Origin of the sequence: Pseudomonas sp. WPR_5_2 (assembly GCF_003634475.1) — a bacterium.
Classification (GTDB): Bacteria; Pseudomonadota; Gammaproteobacteria; order Pseudomonadales; family Pseudomonadaceae; genus Aquipseudomonas; species Aquipseudomonas izuensis.
On sequence record NZ_RBLA01000001.1, the window covers coordinates 1,654,226 to 1,673,968 of the forward strand.

Annotated in this window: 17 protein-coding genes; 1 reads left to right on the top strand and 16 read right to left on the bottom strand. The window is 60.8% G+C overall.

The genetic code is table 11. The features are described from left to right. Nucleotides 1-106 precede the first annotated feature (106 nt). The 16 genes from BJ917_RS07380 to leuC all read right to left on the bottom strand — a co-directional run bounded on the left by BJ917_RS07380 (nt 107) and on the right by leuC (nt 18,680). A complete protein-coding gene (locus BJ917_RS07380; RefSeq protein WP_096512548.1) occupies nt 107-880 on the bottom strand; it encodes an SDR family oxidoreductase in 774 nt (257 codons plus the stop codon). Beyond that, nucleotides 877-2,088, bottom strand: coding sequence for an O-succinylhomoserine sulfhydrylase (locus tag BJ917_RS07385; protein WP_096512549.1), 1,212 nt, complete (start codon nt 2,086-2,088; stop codon nt 877-879). The genes BJ917_RS07380 and BJ917_RS07385 overlap by 4 nt, the downstream gene beginning before the upstream one ends. Before the next feature lie 72 nt (nt 2,089-2,160). Further along, nucleotides 2,161-3,666, bottom strand: coding sequence for an amidophosphoribosyltransferase (gene purF / locus BJ917_RS07390; RefSeq protein WP_095193313.1), 1,506 nt, complete (start codon nt 3,664-3,666; stop codon nt 2,161-2,163). Between the two features lie 41 nt (nt 3,667-3,707). Then, the gene (locus BJ917_RS07395; protein WP_121102875.1) at nt 3,708-4,268 is read right to left on the bottom strand and encodes a CvpA family protein; all 561 of its coding nucleotides are present in this window, start codon (nt 4,266-4,268) and stop codon (nt 3,708-3,710) included. Between the two features lie 98 nt (nt 4,269-4,366). Further along, nucleotides 4,367-5,026 carry an SPOR domain-containing protein gene (locus tag BJ917_RS07400; RefSeq protein ID WP_121102877.1) on the bottom strand — a complete coding sequence of 220 codons (660 nt, stop codon included), beginning with the start codon at nt 5,024-5,026 and terminating at the stop codon, nt 4,367-4,369. Beyond that, a complete protein-coding gene (folC, locus tag BJ917_RS07405; protein WP_096512552.1) occupies nt 5,010-6,317 on the bottom strand; it encodes a bifunctional tetrahydrofolate synthase/dihydrofolate synthase in 1,308 nt (435 codons plus the stop codon). Before folC ends, BJ917_RS07400 begins: the two co-directional genes overlap by 17 nt. Beyond that, nucleotides 6,314-7,234, bottom strand: a complete 921-nt coding sequence (gene accD, locus BJ917_RS07410; RefSeq protein ID WP_096512553.1) for an acetyl-CoA carboxylase, carboxyltransferase subunit beta — start codon at nt 7,232-7,234, stop codon at nt 6,314-6,316. The genes folC and accD overlap by 4 nt, the downstream gene beginning before the upstream one ends. Before the next feature lie 191 nt (nt 7,235-7,425). Continuing rightward, nucleotides 7,426-8,043: a phosphoribosylanthranilate isomerase gene (locus BJ917_RS07415; RefSeq protein ID WP_121102879.1), complete on the bottom strand. Its 618-nt coding sequence runs from the start codon at nt 8,041-8,043 to the stop codon at nt 7,426-7,428. A 63-nt stretch (nt 8,044-8,106) separates the two neighbouring features. Then, nucleotides 8,107-8,931, bottom strand: coding sequence for a tRNA pseudouridine(38-40) synthase TruA (gene truA, locus BJ917_RS07420; protein WP_096512555.1), 825 nt, complete (start codon nt 8,929-8,931; stop codon nt 8,107-8,109). A 304-nt stretch (nt 8,932-9,235) separates the two neighbouring features. Beyond that, nucleotides 9,236-11,908 (bottom strand): FimV/HubP family polar landmark protein, encoded by a 2,673-nt coding sequence (locus tag BJ917_RS07425; protein ID WP_121102881.1) that lies wholly within the window; start codon nt 11,906-11,908, stop codon nt 9,236-9,238. 206 nt (nt 11,909-12,114) lie between these two features. Next, nucleotides 12,115-13,125, bottom strand: coding sequence for an aspartate-semialdehyde dehydrogenase (locus tag BJ917_RS07430; RefSeq protein WP_121102883.1), 1,011 nt, complete (start codon nt 13,123-13,125; stop codon nt 12,115-12,117). A 246-nt stretch (nt 13,126-13,371) separates the two neighbouring features. Further along, nucleotides 13,372-14,484, bottom strand: coding sequence for an aspartate-semialdehyde dehydrogenase (asd, locus tag BJ917_RS07435; protein WP_007975660.1), 1,113 nt, complete (start codon nt 14,482-14,484; stop codon nt 13,372-13,374). A gap of 68 nt (nt 14,485-14,552) precedes the next feature. Next, entirely contained in the window at nt 14,553-15,635 is a 1,083-nt protein-coding gene (leuB, locus tag BJ917_RS07440; protein ID WP_121102885.1) for a 3-isopropylmalate dehydrogenase, read from the bottom strand. Nucleotides 15,636-15,700: 65 nt separating this feature from the next. Next, complete coding sequence (locus tag BJ917_RS07445) at nt 15,701-16,468, bottom strand: class I SAM-dependent methyltransferase (protein WP_096512559.1); 768 nt, start codon at nt 16,466-16,468, stop codon at nt 15,701-15,703. A 137-nt stretch (nt 16,469-16,605) separates the two neighbouring features. Further along, a complete protein-coding gene (gene leuD, locus BJ917_RS07450) occupies nt 16,606-17,250 on the bottom strand; it encodes a 3-isopropylmalate dehydratase small subunit (protein ID WP_121102887.1) in 645 nt (214 codons plus the stop codon). Between the two features lie 11 nt (nt 17,251-17,261). Further along, nucleotides 17,262-18,680 carry a 3-isopropylmalate dehydratase large subunit gene (gene leuC, locus BJ917_RS07455; protein ID WP_096512561.1) on the bottom strand — a complete coding sequence of 473 codons (1,419 nt, stop codon included), beginning with the start codon at nt 18,678-18,680 and terminating at the stop codon, nt 17,262-17,264. Nucleotides 18,681-18,828: 148 nt separating this feature from the next. On the opposite strand from leuC, the gene BJ917_RS07460 reads away from it, so the two are divergent. Next, nucleotides 18,829-19,719 (top strand): LysR family transcriptional regulator, encoded by an 891-nt coding sequence (locus tag BJ917_RS07460; protein ID WP_121102889.1) that lies wholly within the window; start codon nt 18,829-18,831, stop codon nt 19,717-19,719. Nucleotides 19,720-19,743: the final 24 nt, after the last annotated feature.

Below are 19,743 nucleotides of genomic sequence, written 5' to 3' on the forward strand. Positions count from 1 at the left end.
CGCGAGCAGGCTCGCTCCCACAGTGGATCGCATTTCTAATGTGGGAGCGAGCCTGCTCGCGAAGACGACGGCTGATTCAACATCAATGCCTGAGTTTCAGCTCAATCTACTCGCTGTAGATCATCTTCTTGGTCATGCCACCGTCCACCACAAACTCCTGCCCTGTGACGAAACCGGCATTTTTTGACAGCAGCCAGGCCACCATCGCCGCCACGTCCTCGACCGTCCCTACCCTGCCCGCCGGATGCTGCGCATGATCGGCATCGGTCAGCGGCTCGGCACGGCGCACCGAAGGGTCGCGCGCATCGATCCAGCCCGGGCTGACCGCATTGACTCGAATTTCCGGCCCCAAGCTGATGGCCAAGGCATGGGTCAGGGCCAACAGGCCGCCCTTGCTTGCCGCATACGCCTCGGTATCGGGTTCCGATTGCCCGGCGCGGGTCGAGGCAAGATTGACGATCGCCCCGCTGTGGGCGCGCAGGTAGGGCGCGCAGTGCTTGGCCAACAGCATCGGCCCACTGAGATTGACCGCCAGCACCCGATTCCAGTAAGCCAGATCGAGACTTTCCAGAGTGGTGTTGTGCGGATCGGCAACCGCCGCATTGCACACCAGCGCATCCAGACGCCCGAATTGCCCCAGCACCTCGGCAACACCCAAGGCGACCTGCGCCTCATTGGAGACGTCCATGGCGATGAACCAGGCGTTGTCGCCGAGCACCTTCGCCACCTTCGACCCTCGCACCCGGTCCAGATCCGTCAGCACCACTTGCCAGCCTTCACTGATCAGCCAGGCGGTAATACCCAGACCAATGCCCCGCGCAGCGCCGGTCACCAGCGCTACACGACCATTGGAGGCGGTTGGCGTGGACAACTCGATCACAAGGCAGCCAACCCGCGCGCCAGGTCGGCTTGCAGGTCTGCCACGTCTTCCAGACCGACCGCGATGCGGATCAGGCTGTCACGAATCCCCGCGGCCTCACGCTCTTGCGGCGCAAGACGGCCGTGGGAGGTGGTGCTCGGGTGTGTGATGGTGGTTTTGCTGTCACCCAGATTGGCGGTGATCGAAATCAGTCGAGTTGCATCGATAAAGCGCCAGGCGCCCTCTTTGCCGCCCTTGACCTCAAAACTCACCACGGCGCCGAAGCCCTTCTGCTGACGCTGGGCCAATTCATGCTGCGGATGGCTCTTGAGGCCGGCGTAATGGACTTTCTCGATACCATCCTGCTGCTCCAGCCATTCAGCCAACTGTTGGGCGTTGGCGCAATGAGCCCTCATGCGCAGGTTCAGGGTTTCCAGGCCCTTGAGGAAGATCCAGGCGTTGAACGGGCTCAGGGTCGGCCCAGCGGTACGCAGGAAGCCCACCACTTCTTTCATCTGCTCGCTGCGACCCGCCACGACACCGCCCATGCAACGCCCCTGGCCGTCGATGAACTTGGTGGCCGAATGCACGACGATGTCCGCGCCCATTTTCAGTGGTTGCTGCAACGCCGGAGTGCAGAAGCAGTTGTCGACCACCAGCATCGCGCCTTTGGCGTGAGCGATTTTTGCCAGAGCCGCGATGTCCACCAACTCGGCCAGCGGATTGGACGGCGATTCGACGAACAGCAATTTGGTGTTGGCCTTGATCGCCGCATCCCAGCCGGACAAATCCGCCAGGGGCACGTAATCGACTTCGACGCCAAAACGCTTGAAGTACTTCTCGAACAGGCTGATGGTCGAGCCGAATACGCTGCGCGACACCAGCACATGATCGCCGGCGCTGCACAGGCTCATCACCACGGCCATGATCGCCGCCATGCCGGTGGCGGTAGCCACCGCTTGCTCGGCGCTTTCCAGGGCAGCAATGCGCTCTTCGAAGGCACGCACTGTCGGGTTGGTGTAACGCGAGTAGACGTTGCCCGGCACTTCCCCTGCAAAACGCGCGGCCGCGTCGGCGGCGGTGCGGAACACATAGCTGGAAGTGAAGAACATCGGATCACCGTGTTCGCCTTCCGGCGTGCGGTGCTGACCGGCACGTACCGCCAGGGTATCGAACGCTACGCCTTCGAGGTCGCTGTCCAACCGACCGGCATCCCAATCCTGACTCATGCTGTCACTCCTTCCCTATTCTCGTAAATTAAAAGCCAGATACAAAACCGGCCCCTCAGGGCCGGTAGAAACTCAGTTGTTGTACAGATCGATGATCGCACTGACCGCCTGGGTCTTGACCTTCGAGGCATCATTGCGTGCCTGTTCGATCTTGTTCAGGTAAGCCTCGTCGACGTCGCCGGTGACGTACTGGCCGTCGAACACCGCACAATCGAACTTCTCGATCTTGATCTTGCCGCCACCGACCGCTTCGATCAAGTCAGGCAGGTCCTGATAGATCAGCCAGTCTGCACCGATAAGGTCAGCCACGTCCTGGGTCGAACGGTTGTGCGCGATCAGCTCGTGAGCGCTCGGCATGTCGATGCCGTAGACGTTCGGGAAGCGTACGGCTGGCGCTGCGGAGCAGAAGTAAACGTTCTTGGCGCCCGCTTCCCGTGCCATCTGAATGATCTGCTTGCAGGTAGTACCACGAACGATGGAATCGTCCACCAGCATCACGTTCTTGCCGCGGAACTCCAGTTCGATGGCGTTGAGCTTCTGACGTACGGATTTTTTCCGTGCCGCCTGGCCCGGCATGATGAAGGTACGGCCGATGTAGCGGTTCTTCACGAAGCCTTCGCGGAATTTCACGCCCAGGTGGTTCGCCAGTTCCAGGGCCGCGGTGCGGCTGGTGTCCGGGATCGGAATGACCACGTCGATATCGTGATCAGGACGCTCGCGCAGGATCTTCTCGGCAAGCTTCTCACCCATGCGCAGACGGGCCTTGTACACCGACACGCCGTCGATGATCGAATCCGGACGCGCCAGGTAGACGTGTTCGAAGATGCACGGGGTCAGGGACGGGTTGGTCGCGCACTGACGGGTGTGCAGCTTACCGTCTTCAGTGATGTAGACCGCTTCGCCCGGTGCCAGGTCGCGAATCAGGGTGAAGCCGAGCACGTCCAGGGACACGCTCTCGGAGGCGATCATGTATTCGACGCCTTCGTCGGTGTGACGCTGGCCGAACACGATCGGGCGGATGCCATGCGGGTCGCGGAAACCGACGATGCCGTAGCCGGTCACCATCGCCACGACTGCGTAACCACCCACGCAACGGTTGTGCACGTCGGTGACGGCGGCGAAGACGTCTTCTTCGGTCGGCTGCAACTTGCCGCGCTGGGCCAATTCGTGTGCGAACACGTTGAGCAGCACTTCCGAATCGGAACTGGTGTTGACGTGGCGCAGGTCGGATTCGTAAATCTCCTTGGCCAGTTGTTCAACGTTGGTCAGGTTGCCGTTGTGCGCCAGGGTGATGCCGTAAGGCGAGTTGACGTAAAACGGTTGAGCTTCGGCCGAGGTCGAACTGCCCGCGGTCGGGTAGCGCACATGGCCGATACCCATATGGCCAACCAGACGCTGCATGTGACGCTGCTGGAACACGTCACGCACCAGGCCATTGTCCTTGCGCAGGAATAACCGGCCATCATGGCTGGTCACGATACCGGCAGCGTCCTGGCCGCGGTGCTGGAGCACGGTTAGCGCGTCATACAGCGCCTGATTGACGTTCGACTTACCGACGATACCGACGATGCCACACATGCGACGCAACCCCTACTTAATGGATCTGAACTGAACACAACTCACTGAGGCATTTTGGCCATCGGCAAGAGGTGCTCCTTGAACGGTATATCAGCGGGTACGCTGATTCCGCTGGCAAGCCACTGACTGCTCCACCCGAGAATCAGGTTTTTGGACCAGTCCGCGACCAATAGAAATTTTGGCACGAGCTGTGACTGTTGCCACCACTCGTCGTGTTGTACCGGCCCCAGGCTCAACAGCCCGACCGCCACGACCACCAGCAAGCCGCCACGCGCAGCGCCGAAAGCCATGCCGAGGAATCGATCGGTCCCGGATAGCCCGGTGACGCGTACCAACTCGCCGATCAGATAATTGATCATTGCGCCTACCACCAGGGTGGCGACAAACATGATGGCACAGCCCGTGATCACGCGAGCCGAAGGTGTCTGGATATATCCGCCGAGGTACTCGGACAATGAACCACCGAACATCCAGGCAACGACTCCTGCGATGATCCAGGTCACCAGCGACAGTGCTTCTTTGACAAAGCCGCGGCTCAGACTGATCAATGCGGAGATGGCGACGATTGCAACGATCGCCCAGTCAACCCAGGTAAATGGCACAGTGCAGCCTACAGACGGATAAGGCGGCGCATTTTAGCAGAGCCCATGCTTATCGGTAAGCTGCGATTGTCAGTGCATTTCAAATCAGGGCGATAGATTTAGCCGCGCTCTGGCTGAAAGCGCACCACAAACCCCTTGAGGTTCTGCTGGCGGTTCAACAAGTCACGCAGACGATCGGCCTCGGCACGCTCGATCAGCGGCCCGACAAACACCCGGTTCTTGCCATCGGCAGAGCGGATATAGGCGTTGTAACCCTGGCTGCGCAGGGTTTTCTGCAGTTTTTCCGCACTTTCACGATTGGACAGACTGGCCAGTTGCACCGACCAGCTGACCGACAGGCCATTGGCGTCAACGCGGCTTTGCGTGGTGTCGGGCTTGCCTGGCGCAGCCGTGATCGGCTGAGCAGGCGCTGTCGCCGGTTTAGCGGCCAGCGCCGGAACCGAAGCAGGCGCCGCTGGTTTGGCGGCTGGCGCCGGAGTGGGCACAGCCGGAGCAGTCGGTACTGCCGGCATGTCCTGAGCAATTTCGTCGTCGCTCGGCACCGGCTCCTGAGGCAAGGCTTGCGGCTCAGGCACCACCACCGGCTCGACCTGCACTTGCGGCATCGCAGGCGCTTGTGGCGCAGCAGGGACATCAACTGTCACCTGACGCTGCTCGTCCTGACGGGAAAACAGCATCGGCAGGAAAATCACGGCCAGCGCCACCAGAACCAGGGCGCCGACCATGCGCTGTTTATAGGCTTTATCCAGCAATGCCATCTGCCGCTTCCTCCGTGGAGCGCCGGGCCAGCCAATCCAGGGCCTCGGCGACACAATAAAATGATCCGAACAACAAAATTTCGTCATCGCCCGTCGCCAGCGCGCACTGCCCTTCCAGGGCGGCGGCCACGCTGCCATAAGACGTAACTGAAGCACCGCGCCTGTGCAACGATTCGTAAATTTCGCTAACCGGCCGCGCCCGCGGTGAATCCAGCGGGGCGACAGCCCAGTGCTCGACACTAGCACTCAATTCGTCAACAACACCATCCAGATCCTTGTCCGCCAGCAACCCGAACACTGCCAGGCGCTTGCCGGCCGGCGGACGACTGGCCAGACGCCGGGCCAGATACTCTGCCGCATGGGGGTTATGCCCCACATCCAGCAACAGATTCAGACGCTTGCCTTGCCAGTCAAACTGTCGACGATCAAGACGACCGACCACCCGCGTCGCTTGCAGCGCCTGGATAATCTGCGCATCCACCCAAGGCAAACCGAGCAGCAGATAGGCCTGCAACGCCAGCGCAGCGTTTTCCATCGGCAGATCGAGCAAGGGCAGATCGTGCAATTCGACCGCACGACCCTGGGCGTCGATACCGCGCCACTGCCAATTGTGGTCGGTGATCCCGAGATCAAAATCGCGCCCACGCAGGAAGAACGGGCAATTGAGCTCGCGCGCTTTATCCAGCAGGGGTTGTGGAGGATTCAGGTCACCACAGAGCGCAGGCGCGCCCCGACGGAAGATGCCGGCCTTCTCGAAGGCCACGGATTCACGGGTATCACCCAGGTAGTCCGCATGGTCGACACCGATGCTGGTGACCAGCGCCATGTCGGCATCTACCACGTTGACTGTATCCAGACGCCCGCCCAGACCGACTTCCAGCACCACGGCATCGAGCCCGGAGCGTTGAAACAGCCAGAACGCCGCCAGGGTGCCCATCTCGAAATAGGTCAGGGAAGTGTCGCCGCGCCCCGCCTCGACCGCAACAAAGGCCTCGCACAGCTCGGCGTCAGTGGCTTCGACGCCATTGACCTGCACCCGCTCGTTGTAACGCAGCAGGTGCGGGGAATTGTAGACACCGACTTTCAGGCCCTGAGCCCGCAGCAACGACGCCACGAACGCGCAGGTGGAGCCTTTGCCATTGGTGCCGGTGACTGTGATCACCCGAGGCGCCGGCTTGCCCAGTCCCATGCGGGACGCTACCTGTTGCGAGCGCTCAAGGCCCATGTCGATGGCCGAAGGGTGCAACTGCTCAAGGTAGGCGAGCCACTCGCCAAGGGTACGTTGGGTCATAGGTTGGCAGGCACCGGTGGAACGACGATCGGCTCGATAGGTGCGGCGACGAATTTTGGCGTCGGCAGGCCCATCATTTGCGCCAGCAGGTTGCCCAGGCGCGGACGCAGCTCCTGACGAGAAATGATCATGTCGATGGCGCCGTGCTCCAGCAGGAACTCACTGCGCTGGAAGCCTTCCGGCAGTTTTTCGCGCACGGTCTGCTCAATGACGCGCGGACCGGCAAAGCCGATCAGGGCTTTCGGTTCGCCGACGATCACGTCGCCCAGCATCGCCAGACTGGCGGACACACCACCGTAGACCGGATCGGTCAACACAGAGATGAACGGAATGCCCTCTTCACGCAGACGCGCCAGTACCGCGGAGGTCTTGGCCATTTGCATCAGGGAGATCAGCGCTTCCTGCATCCGCGCACCGCCGGAGGCGGAGAAGCAGATCATCGGGCAGCGCTTTTCCAGCGCGTAGTTGGCGGCGCGCACGAAGCGCTCACCAACGATGGCACCCATGGAGCCGCCCATGAAATTGAATTCGAACGCAGAAACCACCACCGGCATGCCCAGCAGCGTACCGCTCATGGACACCAGTGCGTCTTTTTCGCCGGTCTGCTTCTGTGCACCGGTCAGGCGATCCTTGTACTTTTTGCCGTCGCGGAACTTCAGGCGGTCGACCGGCTCCAGGTCCGCACCCAATTCGGCACGACCTTCAACGTCGAGGAAAATGTCGATACGGGCGCGGGCGCCGATACGCATGTGGTGATTACACTTGGGGCAAACGTCCAGGGTCTTTTCCAGCTCCGGACGATACAGCACTGCCTCGCAAGATGGGCATTTGTGCCAAAGACCTTCAGGCACCGAGCTCTTCTTGACCTCGGAACGCATGATCGAAGGGATCAGTTTGTCTACCAACCAGTTGCTCATGCTTTCTTTCTCCAGTACCGGCGGCCCGAACGCTCTGGTTCGCAGCCCCGCGTATGCCCTAAAGCTAAATTCATGTGTGCGGCGATGTTCGATGGATGGCCGGGTCAGTGAAGCGTGACCTGCGTACGACCCATCAATCCTCAGCCGTTTTGTACAGTGCAGTGGACGGCGGCAGTGTGCCAGCCGTCACATCATCCGCGTGCCGCTTTGATGAACGCCTTGATCTTCGCGTGATCCTTGATGCCCTTGCTCGCCTCTACCCCGCCACTGACGTCCACGGCATAAGGCCGAACCCGCGCCACCGCTTCGGCAACGTTATCCGGAGTCAGGCCACCGGCCAGGATGATCGGCTTGCTCAAGCCTTGCGGTATCAGAGACCAGTCGAACGCTTCGCCGGTTCCACCGGGAATACCTTCGACATAGGCATCGAGCAGGATACCGCTGGCACCTGGATACGCGTCACAAGCGGCGGCGATGTCGTCACCCGCCTTGACCCGCAACGCCTTGATGTACGGACGATGCCAGCTTTCGCAGTCTTCAGCGCTTTCATCGCCATGGAACTGCAACAGGTCCAACGGCACGGCGTCGAGGATTTCCCCCAACTCGCAGCGACTGGCGTTGACGAACAAACCCACGGTCGTGACAAACGGCGGCAACGCCTTGATGATTGCGCGCGCCTGCTGGAACGTCACCGCCCGCGGACTCTTGGCGTAAAACACGAAACCGATGGCATCGGCCCCGGCGTCGACCGCTGCCAACGCATCTTCTATGCGGGTAATCCCGCAAATCTTGCTGCGAACGGCTGACATGTCGAGAAAACCTCACGGTAAATCCGGGAAAGTCCCGGATGGTAACAAAAGCGCTCGAGGGCGTCAGCCGTCAAGTTCGGAGAAACCGGTGAGGAAGTGCGGCCCGATATATCGCTCGGGCAATTCGAACTCGTCGCGGTACTCGACCTGCACCAGATACAGGCCAAACGGATGCGCCGTCACCCCGCCGGTACGACGGATGCGGCTCTCCAACACCTCCTTCATCCACTCCACCGGGCGCTCGCCAGCGCCGATGGTCATCAGCACCCCGGCAATGTTGCGAACCATGTGGTGCAGGAAGGCATTGGCGCGGATATCCAGCACGATCATCTTGCCGTGACGGGTGACGCGCAGGTGATGCAATTGCTTGATCGGCGACTTGGCCTGGCACTGACCGGCGCGGAAGGCGCTGAAGTCATGGGTGCCTACCAGATATTGCGCCGCTTCGGCCATACGCTCGACGTCCAGTGGACGGTGGTTCCAGGTGATTTCTTCGTTGAGATGCGCCGGGCGGATCTGATCGTTGTAGATCACATAGCGGTAGCGCCGGGCGATAGCCTTGAACCGCGCATGAAAATGCGCCGGCATGACCTTGGCCCAACTGACGCTGACGTCGTGCGGCAGGTTGATGTTGGCACCCATGACCCAGGCTTTCATCGACCGCTCGACCTGGGTATCGAAATGCACCACTTGTCCACAGGCGTGCACGCCGGCATCGGTACGCCCTGCACAAAGCAGCGAAACCGGTGAATCGGCGACTTTGGACAAGGCGTTTTCGAGTGTTTCCTGCACGGTGAGCACACCGGAGGCCTGGCGCTGCCAGCCGCGATAACGCGAGCCTTTGTATTCAACGCCCAACGCGATCCGGAAAAAGCCTTCCGCTGCCATTTCGGCGGCCGGGTTATCTATGTTTGCCAAGGAGGGACAGCCTGCTGATGTACGCAAAGGTGGGCATTATAAGGTTGTCGGGCGGGGATGCCAGTGCAACGGTCAGTACACTGTTGAATGTTATGGCCCCTTCGCGAGCAGGCTCGCTCCCACAAGGATTGGCGTGAGACACAAATGGTGGTTAACCGGGTCCACTGTAGGAGCGAGCCTGCTCGCGAAAGCGGCCCGACAGACATCATCACGCCATCGCCAGAAACAAAAACGGCAGCCTCACCGGGCTGCCGTCCTGTTTAAAGCCATATCATCAAGCCAGGCGCGCAAGCATCTCCCTGGCTTCGCTCTTCTGACCGTCGTCACCTTCGGTCACCACCTCATTGAGGATGTCCCGGGCGCCGTCGTTGTCACCCATGTCGATGTAGGCCTGAGCCAAATCGAGCTTGGTGGCGACTTCGTCGGTACCGGACAGGAAATCGAATTCCGGCTCGTCGTCCACGGTCGCCAGGGCGTCGTCCACGGTAAAGGTTGGCTCGCTGATGCTCTGGGACAGGCGATCCAGCTCGGCGTTGACGTCGTCAAGCTCGGCGGCAAACGCATCCGGTGCCTTTGAAGCGTCCATTTCGTCAGCCAGGGACAGGTCGAAATCAGCGGGCAACTCCAGATCGTCCAATGTCACCTCAGGGACTGCCGGCGCCTCAGCAACAGGCAGGTCCTTCACCCCCTCATCCAGATCCAGATCCAGCAGGAAGTCGTCTTCAGCAAGAAGCGCTGGCGAAGGCTCGCCGCCGAGGTCCATGTCCAGATCGAAATCTGACAGATCGTCGAGGTTTTCCTTGATTTCAGTTTGCTGCTGCAGGACCGACTCGAAACTCAAATCGTCGTCCAGCGGGAAATCTTCCAGCTCGTCCAGGGTTGCAGTTTCCGGCTCAGGCTCAGGCTTCGGTTGCGGCGCCGGGGTCGCGGCTGCCGGCGTAATGTTATCCAGATCATCCAGGCTCAGATCGAACGCACTGTCGAAATCGTCATCGGTTGGAATTGCAGCCGGGGCCGGGGCTTGCGGTTCGTCCAGCAGCAGGTCCTTGACGTATTGCGCGTCCAGTTCGGCAGCAACGGCCGCAGCGGCGATACCACCGGCAGCGACCAGCGCCATGGCCGGGAAACGGCTTTTCAGTTTTTCGACCTGGGCAAAGTTGTCGCCATTGGCCACCAACTGACGCTCCTGAACCACAAATGCATCTCGGTCGCCCTGCAGGCCATAAACTTCCATCAGTTTAAGGCGCACATCGCTGCGCTGCGGCTCTTGCTTGATACCTTCTTCCAGCAGCGCGGCAGCCTGATTCAGGCGACCGGCGTCGATGTGCGACTGGGCTTTGCCCAACACGTCGCCGGAACGTTCCGCCGCCGGAGCCACCAGTGGTGCAGCGATCGGTGCCGTCACCACCACCGGCTCAATCGCCGGAGCCGGGGCTGGTGCAGGTGAAGGTGGCGGCACAGTGGCGCGCTTCACGCTCGGCGGCGGAACCTCCAGACCTTCGAAGCTGCTTTCCGGCAGGTCCAGATCAGCGGAAAATGGCTGTTCTTCAGCCAGGGCGCGAGCCATGCGCAGGTGCTTCTCGGCTTCCTGCTGGGCTTTGCGGCGACGGGCCAGCAACAACAGCAACAGCAAGACCACCACTGCCCCGCCACCGGCCATACCCAGCAGCCATGGATTGGTCAGTAATTCGTTGAATTTCTGTTCGTCGGAAGCTGCCGGCGTCGGCTCGGCGGGTTGCTCGGCCGAAACCGGAGCCGCCGCTGTCTCAGGCGCAGCCGGAGTCGGTACTGCCGGCACAGGTTCGGCGGGCGCTGGTGCAGGGCTGGCCGCCAGTTCAGCGGACATCGCCGGAGCGGCCGGGGCAGTAGCGGCAGCGGGTGCATCCGCAGCGCCTTCGGCCTGCAACTTGGCCAGCTGATTGTTCTTCAGCTCGATCAAGCGCTGCAGCTTGTCGAGCTGACTTTGCAGATCGGCCATGCGGCTTTTCAGTTCGGCGTTGTCACGACGGGTCGTATCGAGGCTTTCCTGGGTGACAGCCAGTTTGTTGTTCAAGGCCTTGGCATCACCTGCCGCACCTTTACCGCGACCCTTTGCGGACTCGGCAGAAACCAGGGTCAGCTTATCCGGACCGGCTTGCGCAGACATTGTTTCACCGCGGCCGCGGTTGGTGGCATCGAGCTGTTGCTGACCCGTTCCCGGTTTTGCGACGTAGCGACGCCCCTGGCGCCACGCAGTGTTCTGTGCAGCGACCTCGGCAATTGCCTTGGGTTGCGGCAGGCTGGTGCTCTGCGTCTGATCCGGCAAGCGCAGCACCTGCCCGGTTTTCAGGCGGTTGATGTTGCCGTCGATGAAGGCATCCGGGTTCAGCGCCTGGATGGCCAGCATGGTTTGCTGGATCGACCCGCCGTTACGTGCCTTCGCGGCGATCTCCCACAAAGTATCGCGCGGCGTGGTGGTGTACTGGGATGGCTTGCTCGCACCGGTAACCGGTGTTGTACCTTGGGTCGGTGCAGGCTGCGCAGCCGCTTCAGCGGTTTGCGGCGAGAATTTGGACGGATCGAGCAGCACGCTGTAGTCGCGCAGCAGACGACCGTTGGGCCACATCACCTGAACCAGGAATTTCACCATCGGCTCGGAGAGGGGTTTGCTGGAGGTCACACGCAGGATGCTTTTGCCGCTGGCGTTCAACACCGGGGTGAAAGTCAGGTCGTTGAGAAATGCCTGGCGGTCGACACCGGCCTTGGCGAAATCTTCAGGTGAAGCCAGGCTCGGCACCACTTCGGCAGCGGTGAGCTCCTTGACGTCCAGCAACTCGATTTCCGCCACCAGCGGCTGGTTGAGCGTCGACTTCAGGGTCAATTCCCCGAGTCCGAGGGCATGCGCCATACCGGAGGACAGCGCCGAGGCGGCCGCTATTGCTAACACCAGTTTGCGAACTTGAACCATAGCTCATCCTTAGTTTGAACATTCCTCGGCCAGCGAGAAGGTGTTGATGCCGCTGCCATAAGGCATGGCGCGCGGCGGCGAAGGGTCGTCGCGCGCGATTGTTTCGTGCATGCCCCGGAAAGCCCCGCAGGGTGACTCGCCTTCAGCATTCCGGCCAAGCATAACGCCCGCCCGGAACCATTCGAAAATTTGTTGCCAAGTATCTTTTACAGCTGGTCTTTTATCAACAATTCGGCCAGCTGCACAGCATTGAGCGCGGCGCCCTTGCGTACGTTATCTGACGTCAGCCACACATTTAGTTCCGACAGGTCGTCGATACCATGGCGAACCCGACCAACGTAAACCACATCCTGCCCTACCGCGTCGCCGACCGGCGTCGGGTAATCGCCGGCTTCGACCAGCTCGATGCCGGGGGCATCTTCCAGCGCAGCGTTGACTTTGGCCAGGTCGATCTCGCTCGCCGACTGCAAGGTCACGCTAAAGCTATCGCCAAAAAACACCGGGGCTTGAATGCAAGTGACGGAAATCTTCAATTCAGGCAACGCCATGACCTGACGCAGCTCACGCACCAGGCGCTTTTCCAGCAATGTATGGCCCTGTTCATCCGGCTTGCCCACCTGAGCCAACAGATTGAAGGCCATCTGCCGGTCAAAGAATTTCGGCTCCAGTGGCCGCACATTCAGCAGTTCGGCGGTTTGCCGGGCCAGCTCGCTCACGGCTTCGCGGCCCTGGGCCGATACCGCCAGGCTGGCGGTCAGGCTGATGCGCTGCAAATCGAGCAAATTCATCAACGGTGCGAGCACCACCGCCAGGGTGGTAGCTGAAGGACTTGGACTGCTGACCTGAAACGGCTTTTTCAAGCCGGCCAACACCTGAGCGTTGGCCTCGGGCACAACCTGCGGCGCCTTTTCTGCCGGCAAGGCACCGGAGAGATCGATTACCGAGCAACCGGCATCGGTCGCACGAGAAGCAAAACTCAACGAAACCGCCGGGCCGGCAGCAAAAAATGCCAACTGCACCTTACTGAAGTTGAACTCATCGACTTCCCGCACCCGCACGTTCTTGCCGCGAAACGGCACCGAACTGCCGGCGGATTCGCTGCTGGCCAGCAAGTGCAGATCGCCGACCGGGAAATCGCGCTCCTCAAGAATCTGCACCAGCGTTTCGCCGACAGTACCGGTGGCGCCGATCACGGCAATATCAAAGGACTGGCTCATGGTTCTACCTCTGGCGAAACGGGGGGAGCGGCACTTTACCGGGTGGTGGGCATGCAGGCAATTCGATGGGGATCCGTGGTGACAGAACCGACGCTATCGCGAGCAAGCTTTGCTCCCACCGGGTTGCGGCGCGCTTGCTCCTGTGGGAGCAAAGCTTGCTCGCGATGGCGGCCTGGCTCACGACACAAATCCATAAAAAAACCCGCACCCCTTTCAAGGCGCGGGTTTTCTCATTACATCAATCGATCAACGCTCAAGCAGGATCCGCAGCATGCGACGCAGCGGTTCGGCCGCGCCCCACAACAACTGGTCGCCGACGGTGAACGCACCGACGAATTGCGAACCCATGTTCAGCTTGCGCAGACGGCCAACCGGGATGTTCAGGGTGCCGGTGACCTTGTTCGGGCTCAGCTCCTGAATGCTGGTCTCACGGCTGTTCGGCACCAGCTTGACCCATGGGTTGTGCTGGCTGATCAGCCCTTCGATATCGGCGATCGGTACGTCTTTGTTCAGCTTGATGGTCAGCGCCTGGCTGTGGCAACGCATGGCGCCGATGCGCACGCAGATGCCGTCCACCGGGATCGGGCTCTTGAAGCGACCGAGGATCTTGTTGGTCTCGGCCTGGGCTTTCCACTCTTCGCGGCTCTGGCCGTTCGGCAGTTCCTTGTCGATCCACGGGATCAGGCTGCCGGCCAGCGGTACACCGAAGTTTTCGGTCGGGTACGCGTCGCTGCGCATGGCTTCGGCGACACGGCGGTCGATGTCGAGGATGGCGCTGGCCGGGTCGGCCAGTTGATCGGCGACAGCGGCGTGGGTCGCGCCCATTTGCTTGATCAGTTCACGCATGTTCTGCGCGCCGGCACCGGAAGCCGCCTGATAGGTCATGGCGCTCATCCACTCCACCAGACCGGCCTCAAACAGGCCACCCAGGCCCATCAGCATCAGGCTGACGGTGCAGTTGCCGCCGATGTAGTTCTTGGTACCCGCATCGAGCTGCTGGTCGATAACCTTGCGGTTGACCGGATCCAGCACGATGACCGCGTCATCCTGCATGCGCAGGCTGGAAGCGGCGTCGATCCAGTAACCCTGCCAGCCGGCTTCGCGCAGCTTCGGGAACACTTCGCTGGTGTAGTCGCCACCCTGGCAGGTCAGGATCACGTCGAGGGTTTTCAGCTCTTCAATGCTGTAAGCGTCCTTGAGCGGAGCAATATCCTTGCCCACGGACGGGCCTTGGCCACCGACATTGGAAGTGGTGAAAAACACCGGCTCGATAAGATCGAAATCCTGCTCTTCCAGCATCCGCTGCATGAGCACGGAACCGACCATACCGCGCCAACCGATCAGACCTACACGTTTCATCGCAACTACACCTTCTTGAAATGTGGACCGCTGCTTTCATGGTTGAATTTTGCAGCGGGCCCGAAAGATTACAGATTCCGCAGCGCGGCGACTACTGCGTCACCCATTTCCTGCGTACCGACTTTAGTGCAACCGGCCGACCAGATGTCGCCTGTGCGCAAGCCCTGATCCAGCACCAGGCTGACAGCTTTTTCAATGGCATCGGCCGCGGCCTGCTGATTGAAGCTGTAACGCAGCATCATCGACACCGACAAAATGGTCGCCAGCGGGTTGGCAATGCCCTTGCCCGCGATGTCCGGCGCCGAACCGTGGCACGGCTCGTACATGCCTTTGTTGTTGGTGTCCAGGGACGCCGACGGCAGCATGCCGATGGAACCGGTGAGCATCGACGCCTGGTCCGACAGAATGTCACCGAACATGTTATCGGTCACGATCACGTCGAACTGCTTAGGTGCACGCACCAGTTGCATGGCGGCGTTGTCGACATACATGTGGCTCAGTTCGACTTCAGGGTAATCCTTGGCGACTTGCTCGACCACTTCACGCCACAGCTGGCTGGACGCCAGTACGTTGGCCTTGTCCACCGAGCACAGCTTCTTGTTGCGCACCATGGCCATGTCGAAGCCGACACGGGCGATGCGACGGATTTCGCTTTCGCTGTACGGCAGGGTGTCGTAGGACTGGCGCTCACCGTTTTCCAGGGTACGGGTGCCACGTGGCGCGCCGAAGTAGATGCCGCCGGTCAGCTCGCGAACGATCAGGATGTCCAGGCCGGCAACGATTTCCGCCTTCAGGCTGGAAGCTTCGGCCAGTTGCGGGTAGAGGATCGCCGGACGCAGGTTGCCGAACAGGCCCAGTTGCGCACGGATTTTCAGCAGGCCACGCTCAGGACGGATGTCACGCTCGATGGCGTCCCATTTCGGGCCGCCCACGGCGCCCAACAGCACGGCATCGGCGGTGCGGGCACGCTCCAGGGTTTCGTCGGCCAGCGGCACGCCATGCTTGTCGATGGCCGCGCCACCGATCACGTCGTGGCTCAGCTCGAAGCCCAGGGCGAACTTGTCGTTGGCCAGTTCCAGCACCTTGACCGCTTCGGCCATGATTTCCGGGCCAATACCGTCACCTGGGAGAATCAGAATCTGCTTGCTCATGCTTTCCTCATGTCATCAGTCGGTGCGCCCTTGGGCGCACCCGGAAAAAGTCTACCGTTCGGGGCTCATTTTTCGGCGAACAGCACCAACACATCGGTACTGAACGAACCGTCGGCCTCAATTTCAAAATATTCGCGCACTTCGCTGCCCATCGACTGCTGCAATTCGCGGATCGCCGCACGCATCACCGGCGGTGTGCGCATGCGTTCGACCCAGGAGTTGTACTCCAGGCGCAACCGCTGACGGGCGGTACTGCGAGTATGCAACCCCGCCTCACTGACCTGGCGCAACCACTCACCCGCGGAATAATCACGCACATGGCTGGTGTCGCGCAGCACTTCGACGCTTTGCAGGTAAGTGTCGAACAACGGGCTGCCCGGTGACAACACGTCGATGAAGGCCGCCACCCCGCCCGGTTTCAGCACTCGACGCACTTCCCGCAGCGCGAGGCCAAGATCGCTCCAATGGTGCGCCGAATAACGGCTGAACACGAAGTCGAACTCGCCATCGGCGAATGGAAGGCGCTCGGCGGCACCGTTGACCGTGGAGACATTGCTCAAGCCACGATCGATAGCCGCTGCGGCGACCACATCGAGCATTTGCTGCGACAGGTCGTAGGCCACCACTTCCTTCACCAGCGAGGCGACGTGAAAACTCACGTGACCGGCGCCGCAACCCAGATCCAGCACACGGGCATCGCCCTGCCCTGCCAGTTCGGCCTGTAGCAGCGCGAATTCGGTACCTTGAGCGTGGACGGCGCTGCTCAGGTAGGCCGAGGCCTGTTCACCGAATTGTTTCTGGACTACCTGGCTGTGCTGGGCGGTGCTGGTCATGGGGGACTTCCTTTTTGGGTTAAGTCTTGTGGTGCTTATTCGGGCCTCTTCGCGAGCAGGCTCGCTCCCACAGGAAAACGCATTTCAAATGTGGGAGCGAGCCTGCTCGCGAAGGCGTCATCACGCCTTACGCATACTTACGCGTCGCGAAACAACCAAGGCTGGCTAGCGCGATGCTTGGCTTCAAACGCCGCAATCGCATCGCCGTCCTGCAAGGTCAGGCCGATATCGTCCAGGCCATTGAGCAGGCAGTGCTTGCGGAACGCATCGATCTCAAAGCTCAGCACCTTGCCGTCCGGACGCGTCACGGTCTGGGCTTGCAGATCGATCTGCAACTGGTACCCCGGATTGGCCTCGACCTGTTTGAACAGCTCATCGACTTCAGCGTCGCTCAAGATGATCGGCAGCAAGCCGTTCTTGAAGCTGTTGTTGAAGAAGATGTCGGCATAGCTTGGCGCGATGATGCTGCGGAAACCGTACTCTTCCAGCGCCCACGGCGCGTGTTCGCGGCTGGAGCCGCAACCGAAGTTCTCGCGGGCCAGCAATACGCTGGCCCCCTGATAACGTTCGGCGTTGAGCACGAAGTCCTTGTTCAGCGGACGCTTGGAGTTGTCCTGATATGGCTGACCCACATCCAGGTAGCGCCACTCGTCGAACAGGTTCGGGCCGAAACCGGTGCGTTTGATCGATTTCAAGAACTGTTTCGGAATGATCTGGTCGGTGTCGACGTTGGCACGATCCAGAGGCGCGACAAGTCCAGTGTGCTGGGTAAAAGCTTTCATGCTGCGCTCCTTTAGATCAATTCACGGACGTCGACGAAACGACCGTTCACAGCGGCGGCGGCGGCCATGGCCGGGCTGACCAGGTGAGTACGACCACCGGCGCCTTGACGGCCTTCGAAGTTGCGGTTCGAGGTGGAAGCGCAATGCTCGCCACTTTCCAAACGGTCCGGGTTCATCGCCAGGCACATCGAGCAACCTGGTTCGCGCCATTCGAAACCAGCTTCGAGGAAAATCTTGTCCAGGCCTTCGGATTCAGCCTGCGCCTTCACCAGGCCCGAGCCGGGCACCACGATGGCCTGCTTGATGGTCGAGGCCACTTTGCGGCCCTTGGCGATCACGGCCGCCGCGCGCAGGTCTTCGATCCGCGAGTTGGTGCAGGAGCCGATGAATACGCGGTCCAGTTGAATGTCGGTGATCGCCTGATTGGCGGTCAAACCCATGTACTTCAAGGCGCGTTCGATGGAACCACGCTTGACCAGGTCCATTTCCTTCGCCGGATCCGGCACGTTCTGATCCACAGCCAACACCATCTCGGGCGAGGTGCCCCAGCTGACTTGCGGCTTGATCTGGGTCGCGTCCAGTTCAACGATGGTGTCGAACTTCGCATCGGCGTCGGACACCAGGTCTTTCCAGGCTTCGACGGCCAAGTCCCACTCCGCACCTTTCGGGGCGAAGGGACGGCCTTTCACGTAGGCCACGGTTTTTTCGTCAGCTGCCACCAGGCCTACGCGAGCGCCGGCCTCGATGGACATGTTGCAGATGGTCATGCGGCCTTCGACGGACAGGTCGCGAATCGCGCTGCCGGCGAATTCGATGGCGTGGCCGTTACCACCGGCGGTGCCGATCTTGCCGATCACGGCGAGGACGATGTCCTTGGCGGTCACGCCGAACGGCAATTGGCCTTCGACGCGTACCAGCATGTTCTTCATTTTCTTGGCGACCAGGCACTGGGTGGCGAGCACGTGCTCGACCTCGGAAGTGCCGATACCGTGAGCCAGGGCACCGAACGCGCCGTGGGTCGAGGTGTGGGAGTCGCCGCAGACCACGGTCATGCCCGGCAAGGTGGCACCCTGCTCCGGGCCGATCACGTGGACGATGCCTTGGCGGACGTCATTCATCTTGAATTCGACAATGCCGTACTCGTCACAGTTATCGTCGAGAGTCTGAACCTGCAAGCGCGAGACCTGGTCGGCAATGGCTGCGATGCCGCCCTTGCGTTCCGGGGTGGTCGGTACGTTGTGGTCCGGGGTCGCGATGTTGGCATCGATGCGCCAAGGCTTGCGCCCGGCCAGACGCAGGCCTTCGAAGGCTTGCGGCGAGGTCACTTCGTGGATGATGTGACGGTCGATGTAGATCAACGCAGAGCCATCGTCGCGCTGCTTGACCAAATGCGAATCCCAGAGCTTGTCGTAGAGCGTTTTGCCGGCCATCAGACGGTTTCCTCATCAGCTTGTTTCTATGCCCCGGGCCTTGACGATTTCAATAACCCTTTGGCTTGTGAGGCTGATCCTATGGGGTTACATTGAATAACTCAAATTCATATTTTTTATGCTTTGAATAACCAACTGGAATACATCCATGGACCTGGCCAATCTCAATGCCTTTATCGCCATTGCCGAGACCGGAAGCTTCTCCGGCGCAGGCGAACGCCTGCACCTGACCCAACCGGCGATCAGCAAACGCATCGCCGGGCTGGAGCAACAATTGAAGGTGCGATTGTTCGATCGACTGGGTCGTGAGGTGGGGCTGACCGAGGCCGGTCGCGCCCTGCTGCCCCGCGCCTACCAGATCCTGAACGTCCTTGATGATACGCGCCGCGCCCTGACCAACCTCACCGGCGAAGTGACCGGTCGTCTGACCCTGGCCACCAGTCACCACATCGGCCTGCATCGATTGCCACCGTTATTAAGGGAGTACACACGACGCTTCCCTGACGTCGCGCTGGATATTCAGTTTCTCGATTCGGAAGTGGCCTACGAAGAAATCCTGCATGGCCGCGCCGAACTGGCGGTCATCACCCTGGCGCCGGAGCCCCACGCGCTGGTGAAGGCCAAGCCGGTATGGGACGACCCGCTGGATTTCGTGGTCGCCCCGGAACATTCGCTGCTCAACAACGGCAAGGTCAGCCTGGCAGACATCGCCCGCCATCCCGCGGTATTCCCTGGCGGAAACACCTTTACCCACCATATCGTCCAGCGACTGTTCGAGGCCCAGGGCCTGACGCCGAACATCGCCATGAGCACCAATTACCTGGAAACCATCAAGATGATGGTGTCAATTGGCCTGGCCTGGAGCGTCTTGCCGCGCACCATGCTTGATGAACAAGTTGCACGAATACCGCTGCCGGGCATACAACTGTCTCGCCAGCTAGGCTATATCCTGCACACAGAACGGACGCTATCGAATGCAGCACGGGCTTTCATGGCCTTGCTGGATGCCCAAATCGATCTGCCAGGGACTCATGGCTAACTTGTGCTACGCCTATAGAGCCGC

Coding starts and splice junctions, on each gene's coding strand:
- BJ917_RS07385 (WP_096512549.1), bottom strand. CDS start 2,088: ATGAGTCAGGATTGGGATGCCGGTCGGTTGGACAGCGACCTCGAAGGC.
- purF (WP_095193313.1), bottom strand. CDS start 3,666: ATGTGTGGCATCGTCGGTATCGTCGGTAAGTCGAACGTCAATCAGGCG.
- BJ917_RS07400 (WP_121102877.1), bottom strand. CDS start 5,026: ATGGCATTGCTGGATAAAGCCTATAAACAGCGCATGGTCGGCGCCCTG.
- folC (WP_096512552.1), bottom strand. CDS start 6,317: ATGACCCAACGTACCCTTGGCGAGTGGCTCGCCTACCTTGAGCAGTTG.
- accD (WP_096512553.1), bottom strand. CDS start 7,234: ATGAGCAACTGGTTGGTAGACAAACTGATCCCTTCGATCATGCGTTCC.
- BJ917_RS07415 (WP_121102879.1), bottom strand. CDS start 8,043: ATGTCAGCCGTTCGCAGCAAGATTTGCGGGATTACCCGCATAGAAGAT.
- truA (WP_096512555.1), bottom strand. CDS start 8,931: ATGGCAGCGGAAGGCTTTTTCCGGATCGCGTTGGGCGTTGAATACAAA.
- BJ917_RS07425 (WP_121102881.1), bottom strand. CDS start 11,908: ATGGTTCAAGTTCGCAAACTGGTGTTAGCAATAGCGGCCGCCTCGGCG.
- BJ917_RS07430 (WP_121102883.1), bottom strand. CDS start 13,125: ATGAGCCAGTCCTTTGATATTGCCGTGATCGGCGCCACCGGTACTGTC.
- asd (WP_007975660.1), bottom strand. CDS start 14,484: ATGAAACGTGTAGGTCTGATCGGTTGGCGCGGTATGGTCGGTTCCGTG.
- leuB (WP_121102885.1), bottom strand. CDS start 15,635: ATGAGCAAGCAGATTCTGATTCTCCCAGGTGACGGTATTGGCCCGGAA.
- BJ917_RS07445 (WP_096512559.1), bottom strand. CDS start 16,468: ATGACCAGCACCGCCCAGCACAGCCAGGTAGTCCAGAAACAATTCGGT.
- leuD (WP_121102887.1), bottom strand. CDS start 17,250: ATGAAAGCTTTTACCCAGCACACTGGACTTGTCGCGCCTCTGGATCGT.
- leuC (WP_096512561.1), bottom strand. CDS start 18,680: ATGGCCGGCAAAACGCTCTACGACAAGCTCTGGGATTCGCATTTGGTC.
- BJ917_RS07460 (WP_121102889.1), top strand. CDS start 18,829: ATGGACCTGGCCAATCTCAATGCCTTTATCGCCATTGCCGAGACCGGA.